The organism is Saccharothrix sp. DSM 118769 (assembly GCF_052936295.1).
Window position 1 is genome coordinate 8,659,237 of the sequence record NZ_CP193627.1, and the last position, 26,428, is coordinate 8,685,664.

At 74.1% G+C, this 26,428-nt stretch carries 22 protein-coding genes; 11 read left to right on the top strand and 11 right to left on the bottom strand.

Annotated features, from left to right (window positions below):
- Window positions 1–35: 35 nt before the first annotated feature.
- Window positions 36–791, top strand: a complete 756-nt coding sequence (locus ACRAKJ_RS36825) for a TetR/AcrR family transcriptional regulator C-terminal domain-containing protein (protein WP_438926672.1) — start codon at window positions 36–38, stop codon at window positions 789–791.
- 40 nt (window positions 792–831) lie between these two features.
- On the opposite strand, the gene ACRAKJ_RS36830 is transcribed toward ACRAKJ_RS36825, so the two are convergent.
- The 3 genes from ACRAKJ_RS36830 to ACRAKJ_RS36840 form a co-directional block, all read right to left on the bottom strand.
- Window positions 832–1,365, bottom strand: a complete 534-nt coding sequence (locus ACRAKJ_RS36830; RefSeq protein WP_447008811.1) for a DoxX family membrane protein — start codon at window positions 1,363–1,365, stop codon at window positions 832–834.
- Window positions 1,366–1,464: 99 nt separating this feature from the next.
- Window positions 1,465–3,588: a diguanylate cyclase domain-containing protein gene (locus ACRAKJ_RS36835; protein WP_438926504.1), complete on the bottom strand. Its 2,124-nt coding sequence runs from the start codon at window positions 3,586–3,588 to the stop codon at window positions 1,465–1,467.
- A gap of 134 nt (window positions 3,589–3,722) precedes the next feature.
- Entirely contained in the window at window positions 3,723–4,538 is an 816-nt protein-coding gene (locus ACRAKJ_RS36840; RefSeq protein WP_438926503.1) for an SAM-dependent methyltransferase, read from the bottom strand.
- A 177-nt stretch (window positions 4,539–4,715) separates the two neighbouring features.
- On the opposite strand from ACRAKJ_RS36840, the gene ACRAKJ_RS36845 reads away from it, so the two are divergent.
- Window positions 4,716–6,023, top strand: a complete 1,308-nt coding sequence (locus ACRAKJ_RS36845; protein WP_438926502.1) for a cytochrome P450 — start codon at window positions 4,716–4,718, stop codon at window positions 6,021–6,023.
- 30 nt (window positions 6,024–6,053) lie between these two features.
- A complete protein-coding gene (locus ACRAKJ_RS36850; protein ID WP_438926501.1) occupies window positions 6,054–7,061 on the top strand; it encodes an alpha/beta fold hydrolase in 1,008 nt (335 codons plus the stop codon).
- 107 nt (window positions 7,062–7,168) lie between these two features.
- Here the strand turns inward: ACRAKJ_RS36850 and ACRAKJ_RS36855 are convergent, their stop codons facing one another.
- Window positions 7,169–9,793, bottom strand: a complete 2,625-nt coding sequence (locus ACRAKJ_RS36855) for a glycoside hydrolase family 3 N-terminal domain-containing protein (RefSeq protein WP_438926500.1) — start codon at window positions 9,791–9,793, stop codon at window positions 7,169–7,171.
- 283 nt (window positions 9,794–10,076) lie between these two features.
- Here ACRAKJ_RS36855 and bdeA point away from each other — a divergent pair, with 283 nt between their 5' ends.
- The 4 genes from bdeA to ACRAKJ_RS36875 all read left to right on the top strand — a co-directional run bounded on the left by bdeA (window position 10,077) and on the right by ACRAKJ_RS36875 (window position 13,801).
- Window positions 10,077–10,958 carry a bis(hydroxyethyl) terephthalate hydrolase gene (bdeA, locus tag ACRAKJ_RS36860; protein ID WP_438926506.1) on the top strand — a complete coding sequence of 294 codons (882 nt, stop codon included), beginning with the start codon at window positions 10,077–10,079 and terminating at the stop codon, window positions 10,956–10,958.
- Between the two features lie 181 nt (window positions 10,959–11,139).
- A complete protein-coding gene (locus ACRAKJ_RS36865; protein ID WP_438926499.1) occupies window positions 11,140–12,135 on the top strand; it encodes an arabinan endo-1,5-alpha-L-arabinosidase in 996 nt (331 codons plus the stop codon).
- Between the two features lie 209 nt (window positions 12,136–12,344).
- Window positions 12,345–12,956, top strand: coding sequence for a sigma-70 family RNA polymerase sigma factor (locus ACRAKJ_RS36870; protein ID WP_438927014.1), 612 nt, complete (start codon window positions 12,345–12,347; stop codon window positions 12,954–12,956).
- Complete coding sequence (locus tag ACRAKJ_RS36875) at window positions 12,953–13,801, top strand: hypothetical protein (RefSeq protein ID WP_438927013.1); 849 nt, start codon at window positions 12,953–12,955, stop codon at window positions 13,799–13,801. The genes ACRAKJ_RS36870 and ACRAKJ_RS36875 overlap by 4 nt, the downstream gene beginning before the upstream one ends.
- Before the next feature lie 8 nt (window positions 13,802–13,809).
- Here ACRAKJ_RS36875 and ACRAKJ_RS36880 read toward each other — a convergent pair whose 3' ends face one another.
- Window positions 13,810–14,268, bottom strand: coding sequence for an Lrp/AsnC ligand binding domain-containing protein (locus ACRAKJ_RS36880; protein ID WP_438927012.1), 459 nt, complete (start codon window positions 14,266–14,268; stop codon window positions 13,810–13,812).
- Between the two features lie 94 nt (window positions 14,269–14,362).
- Here ACRAKJ_RS36880 and ACRAKJ_RS36885 point away from each other — a divergent pair, with 94 nt between their 5' ends.
- From ACRAKJ_RS36885 to ACRAKJ_RS36895, 3 genes are all read left to right on the top strand, one after another.
- A complete protein-coding gene (locus tag ACRAKJ_RS36885; RefSeq protein WP_438927011.1) occupies window positions 14,363–15,172 on the top strand; it encodes an LLM class flavin-dependent oxidoreductase in 810 nt (269 codons plus the stop codon).
- Window positions 15,169–15,576 (top strand): deaminase, encoded by a 408-nt coding sequence (locus ACRAKJ_RS36890; RefSeq protein ID WP_438927010.1) that lies wholly within the window; start codon window positions 15,169–15,171, stop codon window positions 15,574–15,576. Before ACRAKJ_RS36885 ends, ACRAKJ_RS36890 begins: the two co-directional genes overlap by 4 nt.
- Window positions 15,577–15,754: 178 nt before the next feature.
- Entirely contained in the window at window positions 15,755–16,426 is a 672-nt protein-coding gene (locus tag ACRAKJ_RS36895) for a lytic polysaccharide monooxygenase (RefSeq protein ID WP_438927009.1), read from the top strand.
- Between the two features lie 52 nt (window positions 16,427–16,478).
- On the opposite strand, the gene manA is transcribed toward ACRAKJ_RS36895, so the two are convergent.
- From manA to ACRAKJ_RS36925, 6 genes are all read right to left on the bottom strand, one after another.
- Window positions 16,479–17,576, bottom strand: coding sequence for a mannose-6-phosphate isomerase, class I (gene manA / locus ACRAKJ_RS36900; RefSeq protein ID WP_438922940.1), 1,098 nt, complete (start codon window positions 17,574–17,576; stop codon window positions 16,479–16,481).
- A 17-nt stretch (window positions 17,577–17,593) separates the two neighbouring features.
- Entirely contained in the window at window positions 17,594–18,646 is a 1,053-nt protein-coding gene (locus ACRAKJ_RS36905) for an ROK family protein (protein WP_438922941.1), read from the bottom strand.
- Window positions 18,647–18,841: 195 nt separating this feature from the next.
- Window positions 18,842–19,846, bottom strand: coding sequence for a Gfo/Idh/MocA family oxidoreductase (locus ACRAKJ_RS36910; protein ID WP_438922942.1), 1,005 nt, complete (start codon window positions 19,844–19,846; stop codon window positions 18,842–18,844).
- A gap of 21 nt (window positions 19,847–19,867) precedes the next feature.
- Entirely contained in the window at window positions 19,868–20,848 is a 981-nt protein-coding gene (locus ACRAKJ_RS36915) for an aldo/keto reductase (RefSeq protein ID WP_438922943.1), read from the bottom strand.
- A 9-nt stretch (window positions 20,849–20,857) separates the two neighbouring features.
- Complete coding sequence (locus ACRAKJ_RS36920) at window positions 20,858–21,736, bottom strand: substrate-binding domain-containing protein (protein ID WP_438922944.1); 879 nt, start codon at window positions 21,734–21,736, stop codon at window positions 20,858–20,860.
- Window positions 21,733–24,177 carry a glycosyl hydrolase 2 galactose-binding domain-containing protein gene (locus ACRAKJ_RS36925; protein ID WP_438922945.1) on the bottom strand — a complete coding sequence of 815 codons (2,445 nt, stop codon included), beginning with the start codon at window positions 24,175–24,177 and terminating at the stop codon, window positions 21,733–21,735. Before ACRAKJ_RS36925 ends, ACRAKJ_RS36920 begins: the two co-directional genes overlap by 4 nt.
- 130 nt (window positions 24,178–24,307) lie before the next feature.
- Here ACRAKJ_RS36925 and ACRAKJ_RS36930 point away from each other — a divergent pair, with 130 nt between their 5' ends.
- Window positions 24,308–26,428: an alpha-galactosidase gene (locus ACRAKJ_RS36930; protein WP_438922946.1), complete on the top strand. Its 2,121-nt coding sequence runs from the start codon at window positions 24,308–24,310 to the stop codon at window positions 26,426–26,428.

A 26,428-nucleotide genomic window follows, 5' to 3' on the forward strand; every position in this document is an offset into this window, starting at 1 on the left:
CCCTAGACTGCGAGCAGCGCGAGGAGGGGGCGAGGATGACCGACGAGGACGGCCTGCCGGACGAGATCGCCCTGCTCTGGGGGCTGCGGGAGGCGCCGAAACGGGGCCGCAAACCGTCCCTCACGGTCGCCGACATCACCCGCGCGGCGATCGAGGTGGCCGACGCCGAAGGGCTCGCCGCCGTCTCGATGGCCCGCGTCGCGCAGCAGCTCGACAAGTCGACGATGGCGCTCTACCGGCACGTGAACAGCAAGGACGAGCTGCTGGCGCTGATGGCGGACGCGGCGCTGGAGTCACCGCCCGAGCTGCCGGCGGGCGACTGGCGGGCCGGGCTGACCACGTGGACGCGCGCCGTGGTGGGCGCGTTCCGGCGGCACCCGTGGTTCGCGCTGATCCCGCTGGCCGGACCGCCCGTCGGGCCGCACAACCTCGCCTGGTTCGACAGCGCGCTCGGCGCGCTGGCCGACGAGCCGGTGGGCGAGGCCGAGAAGGTCGGCATCGTGATGGGCCTGCTCACCTTCGTGCACGGCGAGCTGCGGCTGGGCGTCGAGCTGTCCCGGGTCCACCGGGAGAACCCGGACGCGTTCAGCCGGTCGTACTCACGCGCGCTGAGGGTCGTCGTCGACCCGCGGCGGATGCCGGCGCTCGGCCGGGTCGTGGCCGCGGGCGTGTTCGACGCGGACGACCTGTACGTGCGGGAGGAGGTGGACGCGGACTTCGGCTTCGCGCTGGACCTCTACCTCGACGGCGTGGCCGCGCACCTGGCGCGCAGGTCAGGGACGACCGGGTGACGGCGCCGCGGGGCCGGTCGGGGCCCCGCGGCGCCGGTGATCACCGCCCGTCGACCCGCGACACCCGCTGCCGCACGGGTGCGTCGGCCGACATGACCGCCAGGGCGGCGGTGATCAGGACCAGGTTCTTCACCACGAACTCGCCGGTCATGGTGAGCAGCAACGGGTTGCCCGCCTGGAACGCGGCGGCCGGCTGCACGACCAGCACCAGGAAAGTCCCGGACAGGTGGAGCACGACGAGCAGCGCTACCCAGCGCAACCGCCGACCCACCACCAGGGCCACCCCCAGCACCACCTCCAGCAGCCCGAGCGCGAACACGAACGCGCCCGGGTCGAGCCACGGGACGGTCCGGGAGACCAGGTCGGCCACCGGTGTCGCACCGGCCACCTTGAGGGCCCCGAACCACACGAACACCACGCCGAGCGAGCCCCTGAGCAGGGGAACGCTCAACGCCCGCAGGGCATCCGCACGCGCGTCCAGACGGGACGAGAACTCGACCATCCGCATCACTTCCTTCGCGAGCGGGACCACGTCGGCCCGCCACAGGACGTCGGCCGATCCACTGGTCCACACTGACCGGAATCGACTGGGAGCGCTCCCAGAACTGTAACGGTGAGGAAACGCGCTGTGAAGACCCCGTGTCTCAGCGTGGTCCGAAAGGCCCAGCGGTCGTCAACCGGTCGGCGTGCCGAACCACGCGGCGACGGCCTGCGGCTCCAGCGCCTCGCCGTGGAGCGGACCGCTGCCGGCGACCGCGCCCGCCCGGTGCCACCACTCGGCCTGCTCGGCCGCGGTCAGGCCGTCCACGACCACCTCCGCGCCCGCCGCGCGCACCAGCGGCACGAGGCAGGCCAGGTGGTCGGCGTCCCCGGCGAGCTGCCGCGCCACCAGCCGCCGGCCCACCCGGACCTGGCGGACGGGCAGGTCCGCCACCGCGGCCAGGTCGTCCGGGCCGAGGCCGACGTCGTCGAGCGACGTGCCCACGCCGAGTTCGGCGAGCACGGTCAGGCCGTCCACGGCCTCGGGTTCGGCCGGCAGGCCCGCCGGCATCCCGACGACCAGCCGGTCGGCGGGCAGGCCCGTGTCGCCGAGCACCCGCCGGACCCGGCGCACCAGGTCGCCGTCGCACCACTGGTGCCGGGTCATCCCGACGTGCAGGGTGCCGGTGAAGCCCGACTGCCGCCACCACGCGACCTGCCCGCACGCCGTCGCCAGGTGCCACTCGCCCAGGTCCAGGACGAGGCCGGTCCGCTCGGCCAGCTCCGCGCACGTGTCGTGCCCGACCGGCTCGCCGCCGGGGCGCTCCCAGCGCAGGCGGGCGGACACGCCGACCGGCGCGCCGTCGGCGAGGGCCGCGACCGGGGCGTAGCGGGCGACCAGCTCGCCCTGCTCCAGGGCGCCGGGCATCCGCACGGCCAGCAGGTCGGTCTCGCGGTCGGCGAGGTCCTGGTCCGGGTGGTGCAGCTCCCACTGGCCGCGCCGGCCCGCCTTGGCGCGCCGCAGCGCCTGCTCCGCGGCCCGCAGCACCTCGGTCGGCGAGGAGTCGGGCGGTGGGCGGCGGACCACGCCGACGCTGACCGTGACCGCCAGGCCGTGCCCGTCGAGGTAGACGGGTTCGGACAGCTCGCGGTTGATGGCGGCGACCGCGGTGCCCACGTCGGACGTGGTGGCGGTGTTCTCCACCAGGACGGCGAACTCGTCGCCGTCGAGGCGGGCGATCATGGCCTTCTCGCGCGCCAGCACGGCCTTGAGCCGCTGCGCCACGTGCACGAGGAGGCGTTCGCCGGTGGCGCGGCCGAGGCTGTTGCACACCATGCCGAACGCGTCGAGGTCGAGGTGGAAGAGGGTGACGCCGCGGACCGGGTCGGCGCGGCGCAGCGCGCTCTCCAGGTGGGTGGTGAAGTACTGGCGGTTCGGCAGGCCGGTCGACACGTCGTGCAGGGCCTGCCGGTGCAGCTCGGCCTGGAGCAGCATCAGCTCGGTGCCGTCCTCGACGACGGCGACGAAGTGGCCGGGCTGGTCGGGTTCGGCGCCGCCGCGGACCAGGGACACCGTGAGCGAGGTCCGGGCGACGTCGCCGTTCGCGCGCAGCAGGCGCTGCGCCTGGCTCATCCGCTCCCGGTCGCCCGACACCAGGCCGCGCAGCCCCTCGGCGAGGTGCCGGCGCGAGTCGGGGTGCACCAGGTCGAGCAGGTCGCTGCCCACCAGCTCGTCGGTGGAGCGGCCGAGCATCTCGGCGAGGGCCGCGTTCACCCGCACGACGCGGCCGTCGAGGTCGGTGACGAGGACGCCGCTGGCCGACGACGTGACGACCTCGTCGAACCGGGCCTCGCTCTCCCGCAGGTTCCACTGGGCGTCGCGGACGGCCTTGAGCAGCGACAGCTGCATGGACTCCTGCTGCTCGAACACCGCGCGCCGGTTCGCCGCCAGGAAGCCGCAGGACAGCGCGCCGACGCCGAGCGCGACCCGCTGCGCGTGCGCCTCGGCGGGCTGGAACTCGGGCAGCGCGAGCAGCCCCTTGCCGAGCACGTCGACGGTGACGCGCAGCCCGGCCTCGCCGACGTACCCGAGCGAGACGAGCCGCTCGCCGATCCGCTCGACCGGCCGGGCCTCGAACGGCTCGGCGTGCAGGGCGGCGCACAGCGCGTCGAGCCGTTCGGTCAGCTCGCGGTCGAGGTCGGTCCGCGACAGCGGCACCACGACCGCACCGCTGAGCAGGTAGGACCACTTGCGCGCGAGCAGTTCCCGGCCGCGTTCCGGCTGGGCTGCCTGTGGCCTGCGAGTGGGCTGCGGCATTTCCGTTGCCTTGCTGTGATGTGACGAGTTCGCGGCAGTTTACCCACGCCCCAGCGGTCCGGGCTCGACCATAAGCGTGAAAAAAGATCACACTAATAGGTATTCGACCACTCGCCGTCACTTCATGAGCGTTCCTATGATTTCCTGCCGACGCCCGCGTAGACGAGCATGTTCATCCCCGGTTCCTCCGCGATGTCCGCGGGCCCTTCCGGACGCCACTCGCCGCACCCCACGAGACCGGGTTCCACGAAGTCGAACCCGGCGAACAATTCGGTCACCGCGCGGTGCGGGCGCAGGGTGACCTGGTCGGGGCTCTTGCTCCGCCGGATCACGTCGGTCGCCGCGGCGAGGTCGTCGCCCTGGTGGTCCGCGGTCACGTGGGTCAGCGCGAGGAAGCTGCCGGGCGCCAGCGCGTCCCGGTAGCGGCCGACGAGCGCGGCCGGGTCGTCCTCGTCCGGCACCCAGTGCAGCATCAGCAGCATGAGCAGCCCGACGGGCTGGTCGAGGTCGAGCAGCCGGCGCGTCTCCGGGTCGCCCAGGACGGCGTCCGGGTCGCGCATGTCGGCCCGCACGACACCCGCCAGGTCGTTCCCGACCAGCATCAACTCGCTGTGCGCGACGGCCACGGGGTCGCGGTCGACGTAGACGACGCGGGCGTCGGGCACCTGGGCCTGGGCCACCTCGTGGACGTTGCCGACGGTCGGGATGCCCGACCCGATGTCGAGGAACTGCCGCACGCCGCGCCCCAGCATGAACCGCACCACGCGCCCCAGGAACGCCCGGTTGACGCGGGCCGCGGTGCGCAGGCCGGGCATGGCCTCCTCGATCCGCTCGCCCACCGCGCGGTCCACCGCGAAGTTGTGCCCGCCCCCCAGCATGTAGTCGTAGGTGCGCGCCATGCTCGGCACGGAAATGTCCACACCGGGTGGAATCCATTCGCCTTGCTTCATTGTCCACACCTCTTCCCGGGTCACCGCCCCTTTTCCGGGGCGTACGGCGCGAACGGCCGACCGCAGCAGCGTCGCTCTACCGTCCGAGTGACAGTGACCCACCCGAACGGGCGCTGTCAACGTCCACCGAACGGGTCTTATCGTGGTCCGTCCCTTTCGGCGAGAACAGGAGCGACGATGGCCGTCCCGGTGGCACCCGGTCGACTGCCGTTGCTCGGGCACAGCCTGGAGATGTTGCGCAAGCGGCACGCGTTCACCTCATCACTGCGCGATCACGGCGAGGTGGTGCGGGTTGATCTCGGAAAGGTGCAGACCTATTTCGTGACGAGCCCTCGACTCGCGCACCAGGTGCTCGTCACCGACGGCGCGCGTTTCCGCAAAGGCGCGATGTTCGACAAGTTCCAGCCGTACCTGGGCAACGGGCTGCTGCTGTCGAACGGCCCGTTCCACCTGCGGCAGCGGCGGCTCGTGCAGCCCGCGTTCCACCGCGAGCGCCTGGAGCGCTACACCGGGGTGATGGCCGGCGCGGCGGCGGCGCTCACCGCGTCGTGGCGGCCCGGTGGGGTGCGGGTCGTCGAGCGGGACATGCAGGAGCTGGCCGCCGCCGTCGTCGGCGAGGCGCTGTTCTCCACCGAGCTGGGCGCGGCGGCCGTGGCCGAGGTGCGGCGGTCGGTGTTCACGGTGATCAAGCAGGGCATGGTGCGCGCCCTGTCGCCGTCGTTCGTGGAGGCGCTGCCGCTGCCCGGCAACCGGGAGTTCGACCGGGCCGTCGCCCGGATGCGCGCGGTCGTGGTGGACGTCATCGCCGCCTGGCGGGTCGAGGGCGTCGACCGCGGCGACCTGCTGTCCACGCTGCTGCTCGCGCGGGACGACTCCGGCGACGGCATGACCGACGAGCAGGTCCACGACGAGGTGCTCACCCTGCTCACCGCGGGCGTCGAGACCACGGCGCTGGCCCTGGCCTGGGCGTTCCACGAGGTCGCCCGGCACCCGGCGGTCGAGGAGCGGCTGCTCGCCGAGGTCGACGACGTGCTGGGCGGGCGACCGCCGGCGTTCGCCGACGTCGGGCGGCTCGTGCTCACCGGGCGGGTCGTCGACGAGGTGCTGCGGCTGTACCCGGTGTGGGTGCTGATGCGCCGCGCCACCGCGCCCGTCGACCTCGCCGGGGTCGCGGTGCGGCCCGGCACCGAGGTGATCGTCAGCCCGCACGCCCTGCACCACGACCCCGCCGTGTTCCCCGACCCGCACCGCTTCGACCCCGACCGCTGGGCGACCGCCGACGTGCCGCGCGGCGGGTACGTCCCCTTCGGCGCCGGTGCGCGCCAGTGCCTCGGCAACGCCTTCGCCCGCACCGAGGTCGTGGTCACCCTCGCCACCGTGCTCGCCCGCTGGCGCCTGGCGCCGGTGCCGGGCAGGCCCGTCCGGACGAGGTTCACCTCCGCCGCCTACCCCAGCGGCCTGCTGATGACGGCGGTCCCCCGCTAGCCCCGAACCCCCGATGGAGGTCGTTCAGTCGTGCGTTGGTCCCGTTCCCGGTCGTTCGCCGCCGTGCTGCTCGCAGCCGGGCTCTGCCTGGTGCCCACCCCCGCCGGCGCCGCGGTGTCGTGCGAGGAGGTCCGGGTGCCGGTGACCGTGGCCGGCACCGGCCAGTCGATGGCCGGGACGCTGTGCGCGCCCACCGGCGCGTCGACCGTGCAGGTGCTGATCCCCGGCGGCACCTACAACCGCTCGTACTGGGACGTCGCCTACGAGCCCGGCACCCGCTCCTACCGGCGGGCGATGAACGGCGCGGGCATCGCGACGCTGGCCGTGGACCGCCTCGGCACCGGCCGCAGCTCGAAGCCGCTGAGCGCGCTGGTCACCGCGACCACGCAGGCCCAGGCGGTGCACCAGGTGATCCGGACGCTGCGACCGCGGTTCTCCCGGGTCGTCGTCGGCGGGCACTCCATCGGCGCGGCCATGGCGCTGGTCGAGGCCGGGCTGCACCGGGACGTGGACGGCGTGCTCGTCACCGGGTTCACGCACCGGATGAACCTCATCACCGTGCTGCCCGTGCTGGCGGGCATGATCCCGGCGGCGCTCGACCCGGTGCTGCGCCGTGAGCACGGGCTGGACCTCGGCTACCTCACCACCGGGGCGGGCAAGCGCTACGGGTCGTTCCACGTCCCCGGCGCGCTGGTGCCCGGGGCGATCGACTTCGACGAGTCGACCAAGGACGTGTTCGCCACCACCGAGGCCGTGGACACGATCGTGCTGAACAACGTCGTCAGCCCCTTCACGCGGCTGGTCGACGCGCCGGTGATGGTCGTCGTGGGCGACGACAACCACTTCTGCGGGCTGCCGCTGGGCAGCGACTGCTCGTCCGGCGAGGCGCTGCGGGCGTCGGAGGCGCCGTACTTCTCGCCGGCGGCGCGCCTGAGCGCGTTCGTGCTGCACGGCTACGGGCACTCGATCAACTACGCGCCGAACGCCCCCGACTACCACCGCGCCGTCGTGGAGTGGACGCGCGGCCTGGGCGCATGACACGCGGGGCGTGAACGCATGACACGCGGGTCGCGAGCGCAGGACACGCGGGAGGGGGCGGGGCCCGTGCGGGTCCCGCCCCCTCGTCGTGCCCGGTCAGGCCGGGGTCAGCCGGTCAGCTCGGCGCACGTCTTCGCGTCCGGGTCGGCGGCGGCCTTGGGCACCCACCGCACGTTCGCGAACGACGCCTGGAACGCGCCCTCGGTGTAGACCAGGAACGGCGTGTTGACGTTCTCCAGGTCGAGCCCGCCCTGCTCGAAGCAGGCGACCGGGACCTTGACCGTGGACCTCACGCCCGTCGGCAGCCCGGTGAACACGTTCGTGGCGTTGACCTCGGCGAAGCACGGGTAGGTGCAGTGCGTGCTGATCACCGTCCGCGCCGCGGGCGCCTGGTGCACCACCACGTCGAACACCAGCGCCGCCTGGGCGTTGACGTACCCGCGCAGGTCGCTGCCGCCCGCCGGGTCCTGGAGGTAGAGCTGCCCGGCGCCGGAGCCGGTCCAGGTCGTCTTCAGGCCGTCGCCCTGCACGTTCACGTCCGCCGGCACCACGGTGATGTTGGTGTGCGCGGCCTCGGCGTCCGGGCCCAGCTCCGTGCCGCTCCAGTTGTCCGGGGAGCCGATGAAGCTCTTGTACGGCGCCACGTCGATGCGGTTGAACAGCTCCAGGTCCTCGGTCGCGACCCCGCCGCCACCGCCGCCGGAGCAGCCGAACTCCGGCGAGGACTCGTCGAGCGCGCCGATGTTCCGGTGCGACCAGCTCTTGAGGCCGTAGCCGGGCTTGAACAGCGGGTCGTAGCCCTCGTCACCGGGGTTGAGCGGCGTCTGGCACGCCGACTTGGGCCACGAGTAGGACAGCGTGCCGGTGTAGCCCGGGTAGGTGTGCCGGCCGCGGACCAGCAGGTCGACGACGCCGCCGCCCTCGGTGCCGGGCAGCCACGCCGCCACGAACGCGTCCGAGCGGTTCAGCTCCTTGTTCACGTACAACGGGCGGCCCGACACGTAGACGGTGACGACCGGGGTGCCCTTGCCGCTGACCTTGTCCAGCACGGCCAGGTCGTTCGGGTACAGCTTGGCGGCCTCCAGCGTGCGCTTGCCGATGTCGCCGACGCCCTCCGCGTACGGGGTCTCGCCGATCACCGCGACCACCGCGTCGAACCCGGCCGGGTCGACGTCGCCGGTCTCGCTGAACACCACGTTCGCCTCGCCGAGCGCCTCCTTGAGCCCGCCGAGGACGGTCTGGCCGTTCGGGAAGTCGGCGTTGGTGTTGCCGGTGCCCTGCCAGGTCAGCGTCCAGCCGCCGGTCTGGTTCTGCATCGAGTCGGCGGACTTGCCGACGACCAGCACCTTGGACCGCTTGCCCAGCGGCAGCGTGCGGTTGTTGTTCTTCAGCAGCACCTGCGACTTGCGGACGGCCTCGCGGGCGACCTCGCGGGCCTCCAGCGCGTCGGCGTCGCCGGCGTGGCGGCGCTCCGAGGGCTTCTCGCCGTCCAGCACGCCCGAGCGCAGCTTGACGCGCAGGATGCGGGTCACCGCGTCGTCGATCCGCGACATGGCGATCTGGCCGCCCTCGACCTGGGCGATCGTGTTGGCGATGAACGCCTTCCAGTCGTTCGGCACCATGACGACGTCGATGCCGGCGTTGATCGCCTGCGGGCACGAGGCGTTGGTGCAGCCCGCGACCTGGCCGATGCCGTTCCAGTCGGACACGACGAGGCCGTCGAAGCCCATCTTGCCCTTGAGGATGTCGTTCAGCGCGAGCTCGCTGCCGTGCAGCTTGCCCTCGGCGATGCCGGCCCCCTCGTTGTTCCACGAGTTGAACGACACCATCACGGTCTGGGCGCCGGCGGCGAGCGCGCCGTAGTAGCCCTGGCCGTGGACGTTGATCATCTCGGCGACCGAGGCCGGGTTGACGCCCTGGTCCTTGCCGCCGATCGTGCCGCCGTCGCCGATGAAGTGCTTGGCGGTGGCGAGCACGCCGACGTTCCGCCTGCTCCTGCCCTGGAGGCCGATGGTGGCCTCGTAGCCGTAGGCGCGGGTGATCCGCGGGTCCTCGGAGTAGCCCTCGTAGGTGCGGCCCCAGCGGTCGTCCAGCGGCACGGCCAGGGTCGGCGCGAACGCCCAGTCCTGGCCGGTGGCGCGGATCTGCTCGGCGGTGGCCTCGTGCACGTCGCGGATGAGGCACGGGTCGTGCGCCGCGCCCAGGCCGATGTTGTGCGGGAAGACGGTGGCGCCGTAGACGTTGTTGTTGCCGTGCACGGCGTCGATGCCCCAGATGACGGGCACCTTCGTGCGGGTGGCCCTGGAGGCGTCCCAGTAGGCGTCGGCCAGCGACAGCCACGCGTCGGCCGGGGCGTGCTTGTCGCGGTTCGGCCAGGAGCCGCCGCCGTTGAGCACCGACCCGATGCCGTACTCGCGGACCTCGTCCGGGGTGATCGCGGCGATCTCCGGCTGGGTCATCTGGCCGACCTTCTCGGCCAGGGTCATGCTCTCGACGATCTTCTTGACCCGCCGCTCGTCGGCCGCGCTGGAGTCGACGCGGCTGTCGACCCTCGGCCAGTCGGACAGGGTGGGCAGGGTCTTCTCGATGCGGGCGCAGCCGTGCTCGGTGCGCGGCTCCCCGATGACCGGCTGGCGGGGTTTCGGGTCCGGGGCGGCACTGGCCACGCCTCCGGTGAGGAGGCCGGCGGCGAGCACCGCGGCGAGCGCGGCGCTCAGGGATCTGCGGGACATCGGTGTTCCGTTCGTCAGGGCGACGGCTTTGTCGGGCCCGATCCTCGTTCCGGTACCGGTTCCGGTCAAGTGGGTGAGAGCGCTTCCGCGCAGGTAGTTGTTCCGGAACAACACGCGTCCCGGCATTCGTGATTCCTTTTCACATTCACCTTCTGCCGAGACGCCGAATCACGACTTCACCGGTTAAGTGACCACCGTTACTTGACTCTGGAGTAGATAGCGCGGCAGTATTCCACCTCGGGAAGCAACGTCCACTGAGGACTCATCCGCCAAGTCCTTCCCGATCGCGAAAGAGCACATCATGAGGTCACCCCTGTCCCGCCGCGCCCTGGTCCTGGCCGCGGCGGTCGCCCTCACCTCCCCCACCGCGGTCGCGCAGGCCGCCGACAACCCCTACGAGCGCGGTCCCGCGCCCACCACGGCCACCATCGAGGCCGCTCGCGGGCCGTTCGCCACCGCCCAGACCACCGTCTCGTCCCTGGCGGCGTCCGGGTTCGGCGGCGGCACCATCTACTACCCGACCAGCACCGCCGAGGGCACCTTCGGCGCGGTCGCGATCTCGCCCGGCTACACCGCGGCGCAGTCGAGCATCTCCTGGCTCGGCCCGCGCCTGGCCTCGCAGGGCTTCGTCGTGTTCACCATCGACACCAACTCCCGCTACGACCAGCCCTCGTCCCGCGGCGACCAGCTGCTCGCGGCCCTGGACTACCTGACCCGGTCCAGCTCCGTGCGCTCCCGGATCGACCCGAACCGCCTGGGCGTCATGGGCCACTCGATGGGCGGCGGCGGCGCGCTGGAGGCCACGAAGGACCGCCCGAGCCTCCAGGCGTCGATCCCGCTGACCGCCTGGAACACCACCAAGAGCTGGCCGGGCGTGCAGACGCCCACGCTGGTGATCGGCGCGGAGGACGACTCCGTGGCGTCGGTGACCACGCACTCCGAGCGGTTCTACACCGGACTGCCGTCCACCCTGGACAAGGCGTACCTGGAGCTGGCCGGCGCGAGCCACTTCGCGCCCAACACCTCCAACACCACCATCGCGAAGTACAGCATCTCCTGGCTCAAGCGGTTCATCGACGACGACACCCGCTACGAGCAGTTCCTGTGCCCGGCGCCGCGCGGCACGGCCATCTCGGAGTACCGGGACACCTGCCCGCACTCCTGACCGGTCCCGCCCTGTTCGACGCGTTCGACGACGCACGCGTCCACTGGTGCCGTTCGCCCTGTTCAGCGGGGTGAACGGCACCACGTGCCGTAGGTTGGAAAGCGCTTGCCGGCAGTGAAGGCAATGCGTTACCGTCCGACCTGGGAGCGTTCCCAGAATCCTGCTCGCAAGGAGGCGACGCATGACTCTGCGCAATTCCCGGGTCCTCCGCCGAACCCTGATCGCGCTGGCCGCGTCGCTGGCGCTGGGCGCGACCGCCCTGACCGGCGAGGCGCCGGCCGACGAGGCGCCGGCCGCTTACCCCAACCCCGGTGTCGTGACCGGCGACGTCGGCGTGCACGACCCGTCGTTCGTCAAGACCCCGGGCGGCACGTACCTCGTCGCGCACACCGGCGACAACATCGCCCTCAAGACCTCCACCGACCGCACCGCCTTCCGCGACGCGGGCCAGGTGTTCCCCGGCGGCGCGCCGTGGACGACCTCGTACACCGGCGGCAGCCGCAACCTGTGGGCCCCGCACCTGTCCTACCTGAACGGCCGCTACCACCTCTACTACTCGGCCTCCACGTTCGGCTCGAACCGGTCGGCGATCTTCCTGGCCACCTCCGCGACCGGCGCGGCCGGCTCGTGGACCGACCAGGGGCTGGTGGTCGAGTCGCGCACGTCGGACGACTTCAACGCCATCGACCCCGACCTGTTCGTGGACGACTCGGGCCGCTGGTGGCTGAACTTCGGCTCGTTCTGGTCGGGCCTCAAGCAGGTGCGGCTGAACCCCTCGACGGGCAAGCGCTACGACAGCGCCATCCGCTCGATCGCCGGGCGGGGCGGCGGCGCGATCGAGGCGCCGACCCTGGTCAAGCGCGGCTCCTGGCACTACCTGTACGTGTCGTTCGACCGCTGCTGCCAGGGCGCGGCGAGCACGTACCGGGTGGTGGTGGGCCGGTCGACCAGCCCGAACGGGCCGTTCGTCGACCGCAACGGGGTGGCGCTGACCTCGGGCGGCGGCACCGAGGTGCTGGCGGGCCACGGCGGCGTCCACGGGCCTGGCCACCAGGACGTGTTCACCGACAGCGACGCCGACGTCATCGCGTACCACTACTACGCGGACAACGGCAGGTCCCTGCTGGGCATCAACCTGCTCGGGTACGACTCGGCCGGCTGGCCGTACGTCTACTAGCAGGTCAGGACGTCCCGGCGGCGCACGGGCGGCGGGCGTTGCCGGGACCGGAGGGCCGTCGCCGGCGTGGACGGGCACCGCGTGAGCGCTCACGCGACGCCCGGGGACCTCAACGTCGAGGTCCCGCGCCGGCGGCGGCCCCACCCGGTCGTGCGGCCCGGGTGGGGCGGTCTGGCAACACTCCCCCTCCGAACGGGCACTGACGGGACATGACGACCGATGACCCCCGCGAGCGCGGGCCGGACGACAGGGCGCTCTGGGCGCAGGCCGCGGCCGGCAGCGGGCACGCCTTCGGGGTCCTGTTCGACCGGCACGCCAAGGCGGTCTACAACCACTGCTTCCGGCTGACCGCGTCGTGGACGGCCGCCGAGGACCACCTCCAGAACACCTTCCTGCTGGCCTGGCGCAAGCGCGACGGGCTGCGGCTGGAGCACGACTCGGCCCTGCCGTGGCTGCTGGCCGTGGCGACGAACGTGGTGCGCGGCGACCGGCGCGCGCTGGCGCGGCGGCTGCGGCTGTTCCGGCGCGCCCCCGCGGAGGTCCCGGTGCCCGACCACGCCGACCTCGTCGCCGAGCGCGTCGACGACCAGCGGCGGATGGCGGTGCTGCTGGCCGCCGTGGAGGAGCTGCCCCGCAACGAGCGGGAGGCGCTCGCGCTGTGCGTGTGGTCCGGGGTGTCCTACGCGGACGCGGCGGCCGTGCTCGGCATCGCGGAGGGCAGCGTGCGGGCCCGCGTCAGCAAGGCCAAGGCCAGGTTGACCCGCAGGCTCGGTCCGCAGTCGGTCGACACCGTCCCCGCGATGTCCCTGGAGGACCGATGAACAGCGCACTCCCCCCGGCCCGGGACCTGCCGCCCGGCCGGCAGGCCGAGATCCGCGCCGAGCTGGAGCGGGCCGTCGCGGGGGGCGGACGCCGCCGCCCGCGGTACGCGCCCCTGGTCACCGGGGTCGCGGTGGCGGCCGCGGTCGCGCTGGTCGCCGTCACGACGTGGCAGCGCCCCGGGAACCCGGGGGCCGCGTCCGGCACGACCGGGGTGACGACGGCCGGGCCGACGACGACGAGCACGCCCGCGAAGCTCCCCGGGGCCGACCCGGTGGTCACCGGTCTCCCGCCCGGCCGGGAGGCCGAGATCGGGGAGGGCTGCCGGGCCATCGCGGGCGTGGGCGGCACGCCGAGGCTCTACCAGTACCTGCGCGGCGCCCTCGGCGACTTCGCCCTGGTCTACACGGAGGACACGGCCCTCGACTGCACCGTCGGCGGCCCCTCGATGCCCTACAACTCGGGGATGGCGGCGGGGATCGACCTGCGGTTGGTGCGGGGGTCGCTGGAGCTCGACGTCAACAGCAGCCGGGCCGGGGGCGACGTGCCCGGCAACAGGGCCCAGTACCGCGGGGCGCCGGGCGTCGAGTACGTGGCGGGCCGCGTCTCGGCGGACGTCGCCTCGGTGACCTGGGAGCGCCGCGGCGAGACGGTGCCGGCGACCGTCGCCAACGGCACGTTCGTCGCCTACGTCGAGCACCCGAGCACCTGGGAGATCCCGGAGACGAGCACGATCGGCGCGGTCCGCGCCTACGACGCGGGGGGCAGGCTGCTGGCCGAGATCGGTCCGGGGGGGCGGTGCGCCGCGCAGCCCGCCGGCTGCGGGACCGTGACGCCCTGGCGGTGAGCCTCCTCCTACCGGGGCGCGTCCGGCGCCGACACGCCCCGGTAGGGCAGGGCCTGGCCGTAGACGACGTTCGTGGTGGTGCTGCCGAACGCCATCAGCTCGTCCACGACCCGCTCCAGGTGCGCCATCGACGTGGCGGCGACCTTGAGCACGTAGCAGTCGTCGCCCGTGGTGCGCAGGCACTCCAGCACCTCGCCGCGCTCGGCGAGCAGCGCGTGCAGCGGCTCGTGCCGGTTGCCGGGGTACTTCAGCCGCACCACGGCCAGCACGGCGTAGCCGACCTTCCCGAGGTCGACCTCGGCGCGGTAGCCGGTGACGACGCCGGCGGACTCCAGGCGGCGGAGGCGTTCGGTGGTCGCGGACGCGCCGAGGTTGACCCGGCGGCCCAGCTCGGTGAGCGCGACCCGGCCGTCGCGCTGGAGCTCGGCGAGGATCGCCCAGTCGGTCGGGTCGAGGTTCACGGTCATCCCGCGAAAGTACCGGGGTTCTCCCGGCGTCCGGCCCGAAGGACCGTGGACGATCCCTTCAGCCGACAGGGGTGCCGGGCCTAGCCTTGACCGGGTGCGGATCGGTGTGAACGTCCCGAACTTCGGCCCCGGAACCTCGCCGGAGGTGCTGCGGAGCTGGGCCCTGACGGTCGAGGGGCTGGGCTTCGACTCCCTCTTCCTGTCCGACCACGTGGTGATCACCCCGGACGTCGCCGAGCAGTACCCGGCGCCGTTCTACGAGCCGTTCACCGCGCTGGCGTGGCTGGCGGGGGTCACCTCGCGGCTGCGGCTGGGCACGAGCGTGGTCGTGCTGCCCTACCGGCACCCGCTGCTGGTGGCGCGGATGGCGGCCAACCTCGCGGACCTGTCCGGCGGGCGGTTCGCGCTGGGCGTCGGCGTCGGCTGGGCGCGGCAGGAGTACGCGGCGCTGGGCGTGCCGTTCGGGGCGCGCGGCCGGCTCACCGACGAGGGGCTGGCGGTGGTGCGGGAGCACGCGCCGGGGGTGCCCCTGTGGGTGGGCGGGCACTCCGACGCGGCGCTGCGGCGGGCCGTGCGGTTCGGCGACGCGTGGCACGGGCTGCGCATGACGCCCGCCGCGCACCGGGACGCGGTGGCGCGGCTGCGGGCGCTCGCCGAGGAGGAGGGGCGGCCCGCGCCCGCGCTCGCCCCGCGCGTCCTGCTGCGCCTCGCGCCCGAGCCGGCCGGGGAGGGCCGGCTGCTCGGCGAGGGCACGGTCGAGCAGGTCGTGGCCGACCTGGCGGCGCTGCGGGACGCCGGGGCGGAAGAGGTGGTGCTGGACCCGTTCGTCGGCGACCCCGCCGAGACGCGGCACCCGGAGGTCGCGTGGCAGGCGCTCGCGACCGTGCGGAAGGAGTTCGGATGAGCTTGCGGCGCGCGGTGGAGCTGGCCCGGGAGGCCCGTGCGGCGGGCGACCCGCCGTTCGGTTCCCTGCTGGTCGGCCCGGACGGCCGGGTGCTGGCCGAGGAGCGCAACACCAGCGTGACCGACGACGACATCACCGCGCACCCCGAGCTGAAGCTCGCCCGGTGGGCGGCGCGGGAGCTGGCGCCCGCGGTCGCGGCGGGCACGACGATGTTCACCAGCTGCGAGCCGTGCGGGATGTGCGCGGGCGCGATCGCGCGCTCCGGGCTGGGGCGCGTGGTGTTCGCGCTGTCCGGCGAGCAGCTGAACGCGCTCAAGCCGGGTGGTGGCTTCCCCGCCGTGCCGACGGAGGGACCGGACCTGTACGAGGAGGCGCGCGCGGCGGTCGAGGGCTACTACCGCTGACCGCCGGGGGCGTGGCCCGCCGGCTGCGGCAGGCGGGCCGGTGGGCCGTTCGGAGCACGCCGGCCGCGCAAATCCTTCGTGCGCGGATGGGGTTCACAGAACGTGCCCGGTTCGCTACCTTGGGATCTGGGAGCGCTCCCAGTCCGGTAGTCGTCAATCCTCAACGTGGAGGACACACATGACCTTCCGACGCGGTCTCCGCACTGTGCTCGGCGTCTTCACCTCGGTCCTGGCGGTCCTCGCCGCCACGGTCGTGGCCCTGATCGGCACCACCGGCGTGGCCAGTGCGCACGGGTCCGTGACCGACCCGCCCTCGCGCAACTACGGTTGTTACCAGCGTTGGGGCAGCGACCACCTGAACCCGAACATGGGCCAGACGGACCCGATGTGCGCCCAGGCCTGGAAGGCCGACCCCAACACGATGTGGAACTGGAACGGCCTGTACCGCAACGGCGTCGGCGGCAACCACCAGGGCGCCCTGGCGAACGGCCAGCTGTGCAGCGGCGGTCTCGCCGAGAGCGGCCGGTACCGGTCGCTGGACGCGGTGGGCGCGTGGAACACCACCACCAAGCCGCGCCAGTTCACGCTCACCATCACGGACCAGGCGAAGCACGGCGCGGACTACCTCCGCGTCTACATCACCCGCCAGGGCGTGAACACGGCCACCCAGCCGCTGCGCTGGAGCGACCTGGAGCTCGTGACGTCCACCGGTCGCTACGGCACCACCGGCCTCTACCAGGCCCAGGTCAACGCGGGCAGCCGCACCGGCCGGCACGTGGTGTTCACCATCTGGCAGGCGAGCCACATGGACCAGGCGTACTACCTGTGCAGTGACGTGAACTTCCAGTGAGTCCCCGCGCGGGTGCGGCGGTCCTCCCGGCCGCCGCACCCGCGCGCACCGCTCACCCCCCGACGGTGGCCCAGAACGCCTCGCCGTCGCCGGCCACCACCGCCGCGCTCCGCTCGTCGTGCGGCAGGAACACCGACTCGCCGCCGCGCAGCGCGACCGCCTCGCCGGCGCGGGTCACCACGACGGAACCGCCGGTGCACAGCAGGAGCTGCGGCCCCCGGCCGGGCAGCACGGCCCCCGCCCGCACGGCGTGCAGCCGGAACTCCGGGTCCGGCGTCCGGTACGTCCTCACCGGACCGTCGACCTCGCCGTCCAGCAGCCCCGCCGGTCCGGCGCGGTGGTCCACCAGCTCCAGCACCCCCGGCACGTCCACGGGTTTCGACGTGAGCCCGGCGCGCAGGACGTTGTCCGAGTTGGCCATCAGCTCCACGCCGACGCCGCGCAGGTGCGCGTGCAGCACCCCGGCCGGCACGTACGCGGCCTGGCCCGGTTCCAGCGTGACCGCGTCGAGCAGCAGGGCCGCGACCACGCCCGGGTCACCGGGGTGGACCCCGGCCAGGTCCGCGACGTGCCGGAGCGCGGGCACCCCCGCCGCCGCCCGCGCCACCTCGTCGACCACGTCCGCTCCCCCGTGCAGCGCCCGGCGCAGCGCTCCCGCCGTGTCGCCCGCGGCCAGCGCGTCGCGCACCGGGCCCAGCGCCGCGACGCCCAGGGCGTCGAGCAGCGCCACGGTCGCGGCGGGCTCGCGGAACCCGCACAGCGTCTCGAAGTCGGTGAGCGCCACCAGCACCTCGGGCTTGGCCCGGTCGTCGCGGTAGCCGCGCTCGGCGAACCCGGTCCTCGCCCGCTCGCGGTCCGGGTGCACCTGGAGCGACAGCGGCGCGTCCACGGCCAGCACCTTGAGCAGGAACGGCAGCCTCGGGCCGAACGCGGCCAGGCACTCCGGGCCGAGGAGCCCGGCCGGGTCGGCGGCGAGGTGGACGTCCAGCGGCACCCCGCAGTCCGCCAGGCGCGACGGGTCGTCGGGGTGCGCGCCGACCCACAGCTCGGCCTGCGGCACCGGGCTCGGCGACGGCTCGCCCCGCATCCCGGCCAGCGCGGTCCGCGAACCCCAGTGGTACTCCCGCACGACGGCGTCCAGCCTGCGCACAGCGCTCCCCCGCACGGTCAGATCACCACCGGCAGCGACGGGACCCGCCCGTCCACGCCACTCGCGCCGGCCGGGCCGGCCGCCCGGACCGCGTCGACGGCGCCCACCGCGCCCACCGCGCCCACCGCGTCGACCGCGTCGACCGCGAGCAGCGCGGCGGCCCCGATCAGGCCCGAGTCCACGCCGAGCGTCGCCGGGCGCACCTCGACCCGGCGCATGAAGTCCAGTCCCGAGTAGGCGGCCAGCGGTTCGACCACGGCGGGTCCCAGCAGGTCCCACGCCTGCGCCACGCCGCCGCCGATCACCACCCGGTCGATCTCGCACAGCGCCGAGGCCACCGTGACGACGCGGGCGACCGCCTCCCCGGAGCGCCGGAACGCGGCCCGCGCCGCGGGGTCGCCCGCCCGGGCCGACGCGGCGAGCGCGATGCCGTCGGCCGTGCCGCCGAGCGGTCGCCAGCCCTGCTCCAGCGCCCAGCGCACCATCGACGGCCCGCTGGCGACGGCCTCCGAGCAGCCCCGCGCGCCGCACCCGCACGGCGGGCCCGCGGGGTCGACCACGAAGTGGCCGACGTGCCCGGCGTTGCCCGTGGTGCCGAAGTGGGGTCGGCCGTCGAAGACGAACCCGCCGCCGATGCCCGTGGAGACGACCATGCCGAGCAGGCACGAGCTGCCGCGCCCGGTGCCGTGGCGGTGCTCGGCGAGGGCCATGCACAGCGCGTCGCCGCCGAGCCGGACCGGCAGGCCGGGGACGAGCGCGGCGACGCGGGCGGTGATCGGGAAGTCGCGCCAGCCCGGGATGTTGACCGGGCTGATGGTGCCCGTGCGCAGGTCCATCGGCGCGGCGGAGGCGATGCCCGCGCCCAGGACCTCCCGTCCGAGGGCGGCGGCGTGGTCGAGCACCTCGGTCGCGACCCCCGCGAGGCCGCGCCAGACGGTGTCCGCGTCCCCGGCGGGGGTCGGCGCGGCGCGGCGGGCGAGCACGGCGCCGTCCGCCCCGACCAGGGCCGCCGCGAGCTTCGTGCCGCCGATGTCGAGGGCGAGCGCGACCGGCTCGCGTGCGTGGCGCATGGAACTTAGTTAAGCGGTTAAGCAAAGTTACGTCAAGAGGGCCGACCGAGGCGGTTCCCGAGGTCATCAGCGCCGGTGACGGCCTGCTGAAGCGGTTGCGCGACGCCCTCGGCGGCGGTGCGCCCAGGACGGTGAACCCGGGACGGTGAGCCCGAGGCTGCGCACCCCCGGTGGCGGGACCACCCGGTCACCGCCTCACCCCGGCACGCGCACCTCGACGCGGGCGCCGCCCCGCTGGAGGCTGTCCCACGCCGCCAGCAGCGCGGCCAGCGTGCCCAGGTTCGCCCGACCGGACAGCGCCGACGCCCGGCCCTCGTGGACGGCGTCGGCGAAGTCCCGCACCACGGCCACCCGGTCGCCCACGCCCGCCTTCGACGGCAGCGCCTCCACCGGCACGGTCTCCGGCGGCAGGCCGGCCCGGTGCACCGTCACGCGGGACAGGTTGACCCGGCTCTCGCCCGACCACTCCACGGTGCCGCCGTCGCCCTCGACCACCCACTCGCCGGACCACGGGGTCGTCGTCGCCTGGCTGCTGGTCGACGCGCTGTACTCGACCAGCGCGCCGCCGGCCAGCTCCAGGGTCGCCGAGAACGACGACAGCAGCACGTCCGGGTCCTGGCCCCGCCGCCAGCGGTGGGCGGTGACGGCGGCGACCTCGCCCAGCAGGTACCTGACCAGGTCGAAGTGGTGGGCGGCGACCTGGTGCAGGACCGAGGTGTCCGGTGACGGCCCGAGCGCCTGGAAGCGGTGGTCCCGCCGGAAGGACACGCGGGCGTTGCGGACCTGCCCGACGTGCCGCAACGCCTCCTCCGCGACCGCGGCGGCCGGGAAGAAGCGGTGGTTCTGGGACACCAGCAGCACCAGGCCGCGCGATTCGGCCAGCTCGACCAGCGACACCGCCTCGGCCAGGTCCAGCGCGAGCGGCTTCTCCAGCAGCACGTGCCGGCCCGCCTCCAGGGCGGCCCGCGCCACCGGGGCGTGCGCGCCCAGGGAGGTGGTGACCAGGACCGCGTCGAAGTCGGCCGACCAGTCGACGGCGGCCGACGCCGGCGTGCCGGTCAGCGCGGTGAACTCCGCGCGCCGCAGCGGGTCGGTGTCCACGAAGCCGACCGCGGCCAGCTCCGGCGCCTCGGGCAGCACGCGCACGGCCCAGTCGGTGCCCCACGCGCCCAGTCCGACCTGGACGGTCCTGATCACCACCGCGCCGTCACCACCGCGCCGTCACAGGTGGCGCTCGATCTCGGCCAGCTCGTCGGCGTCGAAGTCCAGCCGGGCGGTGGCCGCCACGTTGTCCTCCAGCTGCCGCACGCTCGACGCGCCCACGAGGGCGGACGTGACGTTGCGCAGCACCCAGGCGATGGCGAGCTGCGCCAGCGTCTGGCCGCGCCCCTTCGCGATCCCGTCCAGCGCCCGCACCTTCGCCAGCGTGGCCTCGTCGAGCCGGTCGGCGCTGAGGAACGGCGACGGGCCCGCCGCGCGCGAGCCGGACGGGATGCCGTCGAGGTAGCGGTCGGTCAGCACGCCCTGGGCCAGCGGCGAGAACGCGACGCTGCCCGCGCCGACCTCGTCCAGCACGTCCAGCAGGCCGTCCTCGACCCACCGGTTGAGCATCGAGTACGACGGCTGGTGGACCAGCAGCGGCGTGCCCAGGCGCCGCAGCACGGCCGCGGCCTCCCGGGTCTGCTCGGCCGAGTAGTTGGAGACGCCGACGTAGAGCGCCTTGCCGGAGCGGACGACGTGGTCGAGCGCGCCCATCGTCTCCTCGATCGGCGTGTCCGGGTCCGGCCGGTGGTGGTAGAAGACGTCGACGTGGTCGAGGCCGAGCCGGCCCAGCGACCGGTCCAGCGAGGACACCAGGTGCTTGCGGGAGCCCCACTCGCCGTACGGGCCGTCCCACATCAGGTAGCCGGCCTTGGTGGAGACGACGATCTCGTCCCGGTGGGCGGCGAGGTCCTGCGCGAAGACCCGGCCGAAGTTCTCCTCGGCGCTGCCGGGCGGCGGGCCGTAGTTGTTGGCCAGGTCGAAGTGGGTCACGCCCAGGTCGAACGCGCGGCGCAGGATGGCCCGCTGGCCGTCCAGCGACCGGTCGTGGCCGAAGTTGTGCCACAGGCCCAGGGACACGGCGGGCAGCTTCAGCCCGCTGCGGCCGGACCGGCGGTAGGGCATGGACTCGTAGCGCTCGGCGGCGGGCTGGTGGGTCATGGTCTCCCTCTAGAGCGGTGCGGCGGTGCTGGAGCGCGGGACGAGCGTCGCGGTGGGCGACCAGCGCTCGGCGACGTCGCCGCCGCCGACCAGCTCCAGCACCGACTCCGCGACGGTCACGCCGAACTGGTGCACGTCCACGCTCATCGTGGTGAGCGCGGGCGAGGCGAGGCGGCACAGCGACGAGTCGTCCCAGGCGACGAGGCTGAGCCGGTCGGGCACGGCGAAGCCCAGCTCCTTGGCGACGCCGAGGCCGGCCACGGCCATCACGTCGTTGTCGTAGAGGATCGCGGTGGGCGGTTCGGCGGCGCCCAGCAGCGCCGCGGTGAGCTTGGCCCCGGACTCCTCGGAGTAGTCGCCCTCCAGCACGACGGGCTCGACGCCCGCCGCCGCGCAGCCCTCCAGCAGCGCGGCCGTGCGCGCCCTGGTGTGCAACAAGGTCCGCGGGCCGGTGACCCGCGCGATGCGCCGGTGGCCCAGCTCCAGCAGGTGCGCGAGGACCTCGCGGACCGGCCCGGCGTCGTCCGAGCGGACGGCGGGCACGGCCAGCTCGTCCGGTTCGCCGACGAACAGCGCGGGCAGGCCCATCTCCCGCAGCACGGCCGGGCGGTGGTCGTCGACGGTGCGGTTCACGACCACCACCGCGTCGACCACGCCGCCCGCCGCCCACCGGCGGTAGGCGGCGATCTCGGCGTCCTCGGTGGCCACGACGTGCAGCAGGACGGAGCGGTCGTCCTCCGCCAGGCGTTCCTCGATGCCCGCGATGAACTCCATGAAGAACGGCTCCGCGCCCAGCAGCCGCGCGGGCCGGGCCAGGACCAGGCCGACCGACCCGGTGCTCGCCTGGCCGGGGCCCGCCGGGTCGCCGGGGGCGGAGCCGGCGGTCACGTCCGCACCGCGCCCAGGTCGTTGGCGCAGCGCAGCACCAGCGGACCGGTGAGCGCGGCCGGGTCCTCCAGCTCGGCGGAGGTGCGCACCAGGAACGAGTGCGACTCGCCGGCGGCCAGCGGGACCAGGGCGTCGTCCACGACGGCGTCCTCGGCGACCCGGTCGGGCAGCAGCGCGACGTCGCGGGCGAACGAGGAGGCGGCGACGTCCACCCGGTAGCCGCCGTCGACCCTGGTGACCTCGGCGGTCAGCGGGGCGGGGTCGTAGGCCAGTTCCAGGTCCTCCCGGAACACGTGCGCGGCGCGCGCGTCGGCCGTGCTCACGACCAGCACCTCTCCCTTCGGGTCGGCGGGTGTCACGAGGTCCTCCGCCAGCTCCAGCGTCGCCACCGACCGCGCCGGCACGTCGAGCGGAATCGTAGCCGTCGCCAGGGCCTCCCCCGCGAACGTCTGCCGCGTGACCGCCACCTCACCGGTCCAGACCGCGTCGGTGTCGTTGACGGCGACCAGCGCGTCCCGGCCGGCGCGCGGCTGCACGGTGAGCAGGCGCGGCGCGAAGGCGTGCTTCAGCGCGTAGTAGAGCGGCTTGGGGCGCTCGTCGCCGTCCACCGCGGCCCACGACGTGACCGGCCAGCAGTCGTTGAGCTGCCACACGACCGCGCCGGCCGTGCGCGGCCAGTGCGAGCGGAAGTGCTCGACGCCGAACGCGACCGCGCGCGCCTGGTTGAGCTGGGTCGCCCAGTGCCAGTCCTCGAAGGACCCGGGCGCGGGCAGGTGCGGCGCGAGGCCGCGGTCCAGCTTGCCGTTGCCGTCCTCGGCCTTCTGGTGCAGCAGGAACGCGGGCGAGGTCGGCGTCGTCGGCTCGTCGTGCACCCACCTGGTCAGGGTCGCCCAGGTGGGCGGGCCCTGGAAGCCGAACTCCGAGCAGAACCGGGGCGTGTGGTCGCGGTAGTGGGTGTAGTCGACGCGGTTCCACACCTCCCACTCGTGCCGGGTGCCGTGGGTGTCCTCGTTGGGGTGCAGGTCGCCGGGGCTGTACGGGCTGCCCGGCGAGTACGGCCGGGTCGGGTCCAGCTCGGCGACGATCGCGGGCAGCAGCTCCTGGTAGAACCCCAGGCCCCAGGTGCGGCCCTGGAGCTGCTCCTGCCAGCCCCAGTCCCGGTAGCCCCACAGGTTCTCGTTGTTGCCGTTCCACAGCGCGAGGGAGGCGTGCGAGGTGAGCCGGGCGACGTTCTCGCGGGCCTCGGCCTCGACCTCCTCCCACATCGGGGACTCCTCGGCGTAGGCGGCGCAGGCGAACGGGAAGTCCTGCCAGACCAGCACGCCGCGCTCGTCGCAGACGTCGTAGAAGTCCTCGGTCTCGTAGATGCCGCCGCCCCAGACGCGGAGCAGGTTCATGTTCGCCGTCACGGCCTGGTCGACGCGGCGGGCCAGGCGGTCGCGGGTGATGCGGGTGAGGAAGTGGTCGTCGGGGATCCAGTTGGCGCCCTTGGCGAACACGCGCGTGCCGTTCACGACGAAGGTGAACGGGGTGCCGACCTCGTCGGGCTCGGTGTCCACGGTGACCGTGCGGAAGCCCACGCGGCGGTGGTGCGCGTCGACCTCGGCGCCGTCCGCTTCGAGGGTGACGCGCAGGTCGTAGAGGGGGTGGTCGCCGTAGCCGACCGGCCACCAGAGGTCGACGCCCGGCACCTCGACGGTCACCGAGGCGGTGTCGCCGGTCACCGCGACCCGCCGCTCCGCGCCGCCGACGGAGACGACGACGGCGAGGTCGGCGTCCCGCGCGCGGTCGACGGCGACGTGCACCTCGACCCGGCCCGTGCCGTCGGCGTCCACCGCGACCAGCGGGCGGACCTCGCGGAAGCGCGCGTCGGACCAGCGCTCCAGCCGCACCGGCTTCCAGATGCCCGCGGTCTGGAGGTCGGGGCCCCAGTCCCAGCCGAACGAGCAGGCCATCTTGCGCACCGCGTTGAACGGGTGGCCGTAGGCGCGGTCGCGCGCGCCCAGCGCCTTCTCCTGCTCCTCCGCGTGGGTGAGGGCGGAGCGGAAGGTGACGACCAGCTCGTTGGCGCCGTCGCGCAGGGCGTCGCGCACGTCGAACCGGTACGAGCGGTGCATGTTCGCGGTGCTGCCGAGGACGTGGCCGTTCAGCTCGACGGTCGCCACGGTGTCCAGGCCGTCGAACGCCAGCTCGACCTGCTCGCCGTCCCGCGCCGCGCCGGCCTCGAACGTCGTGGCGTAGCGCCAGTCGGCGCGGTGCATCCAGGCCAGCTCGGCCTCGTTGGTGTCGAGGTAGGGCTCCGGGATGAGGCCCGCCGCGAGCAGGTCGAGGTGCGTGCTGCCGGGGACGGCGGCCGGGACCTCCCGGTCCGCGACGCCGTCCGGGACCGGCCCGCCCACCGCGCGCAGGCGCCACCCGTCGTGCAAGGTCGTGCGGATCATCGTTCCTCTTTTCCCGGCGCTTCCCGGCGCGGCGGTGGGTTTCCGCCTTGTGAACATCAAGGTATGGCGATTCTTACGCCAGCAACTAAAGTAAGTCAACGAGCTTCATCGTCGACGAGGGAGGCCACGAGTGGCGGACGTGACGCACCTGCGGGCGGCGGGGGTGAGCGTGGTCCTCGACTTCTCCGGGGGCACCCTCCCCCGCGTCCGCCACTGGGGCGCGGACCTGGGCGAGCTGACCGACGCCGAGCTGGGCGCGGTGGTGCTGGCGCAGGCGCCGCACCCCATCGGGTTCTCCGTGGACGGGGCGGTCGACGTGGCCGTGCTGCCCGAGCAGTCGGCCGGCTGGCTCGGCACGCCCGGCGTCACCGGCAACCGCGACGGCCGCGACTTCTCCACCGCGTTCCGCGTCGTGTCCGTGGACGGGCCGCTGGTGCGCGCCGTCGACGAGGCGGCCGGGCTCGGGCTGGAGCTGGTCGTCGAGCTGCTGCCGTCCGGCCTGCTGCGGCAGCGGGCGTCGCTGACCAACACCGGCTCCGGGCCGTTCGCGGTGGACGCGGTCTCGCTGACCCTGCCGGTGCCCGCCGAGGCCGTGGAGCTGCTGGACTTCACCGGTCGCTGGACGCGCGAGCGCAGCCCGCAGCGCACCCGCTTCACGCAGGGCCTGCGCGTGCGCGAGAACCGCACCGGCCGCACCGGCTACGACTCGGCGTACCTGCTCGCGGCGGGCGTCGAGGGCTTCGGCAACCGCACCGGCGAGGTCTGGGCCGTGCACACGGCCTGGTCCGGCAACCACCGCACGTTCGCCGAGCGCACGTACCACTCGGTGTCGCTGCTGGGCTCGGGCGAGCTGCTGCTGTCCGGCGAGGTCGTGCTGGCGCCCGGCGAGACCTACACCTCGCCGTGGCAGTACGCGTCGTGGGGCGTGGGCCTGGACGAGGTGTCCGCCCGGTTCCACCGGCACCTGCGGTCGCGCCCGACGCACCCGGTGTCGCCGCGCCCCGTCGTGGTCAACACGTGGGAGGCCGTGTACTTCGACCACGACCTCGCGCGGCTCACGGCGCTGGCGGACGCGGCGGCGGCGATCGGCGCGGAGCGGTTCGTGCTCGACGACGGCTGGTTCGGCTCGCGCCGCGACGACAAGCGCGGCCTGGGCGACTGGTACGTGTCCGACGAGGTGTGGCCGGAGGGGCTGACGCCGCTGACCGACCACGTGACCGGCCTGGGGATGCAGTTCGGCATCTGGGTCGAGCCGGAGATGGTCAACCCCGACTCCGACCTGGCGCGGGCGCACCCCGACTGGCTCATGGCGGCGGGCGACCGGCTGCCGGGCGCGGCGCGGTCGCAGCAGGTGCTCGACCTGGCCCAGCCGGGCGCGTACGCGTACGTCCTGGAGCGGTTGGACGACCTGCTGTCCACCTACCCGGTGTCGTACCTGAAGTGGGACCACAACCGGGACCTGGTCGACGCGGGCCACCGCCCCACCGGCCGCGCGGGCGTGCACGGGCAGACGCTCGCCGTCTACCGGCTGCTCGACGAGCTGCGCTCCCGCCACCCCGGCGTGGAGGTCGAGTCGTGCTCGTCCGGCGGCGCGCGGGTGGACCTGGAGGTCCTGGAGCGCACCGACCGGGTGTGGGTGTCGGACTGCATCGACGCCCTGGAGCGGCAGTCGGCGCAGCGCTGGACGAACGCGCTGATCCCGCTGGAGCTGATGGGCACGCACGTGGGCGCGGCGTCGTCCCACACCACGCACCGGCGGCACCCGCTGGACTTCCGGGCGGGCACGGCCCTGTTCGGCCACTTCGGCGTCGAGTGGGACCTGACCGCGGCCACCCCGGACGAGCGGGCCCGCCTGGCGGAGTGGGTGGCGCTCCACAAGTCGCTGCGCGGCCTGCTGCACACGGGCACCTCGGTGCACGGCGACCACCCCGACCCGGCGTTCGACGTGCACGGCGTGGTGGCCGAGGACGGCTCGGACGCCGTGTTCGCGATCGTGTCGGTGGCGACGTCCGCCTCGTACCCGCCGGGCCCGGTCCGCCTGCCGGGCCTGTCCCCCGACCGCCGCTACCGCGTGCGGCCCCTCGCGCCGGGCGACGTGCCGGACGGGAACGCGGACGACTGGGGCGTGCGGCTGCCGTGGTGGACCCCGGAGGGGGTCGTGCTGCCGGGCCGGGTGCTCGGGTCGGCGGGCGTGCAGGCCCCGGTGCAGTACCCGGAGCGGCTGGTGCTGCTGCGGGCGACGGCGGTGTGA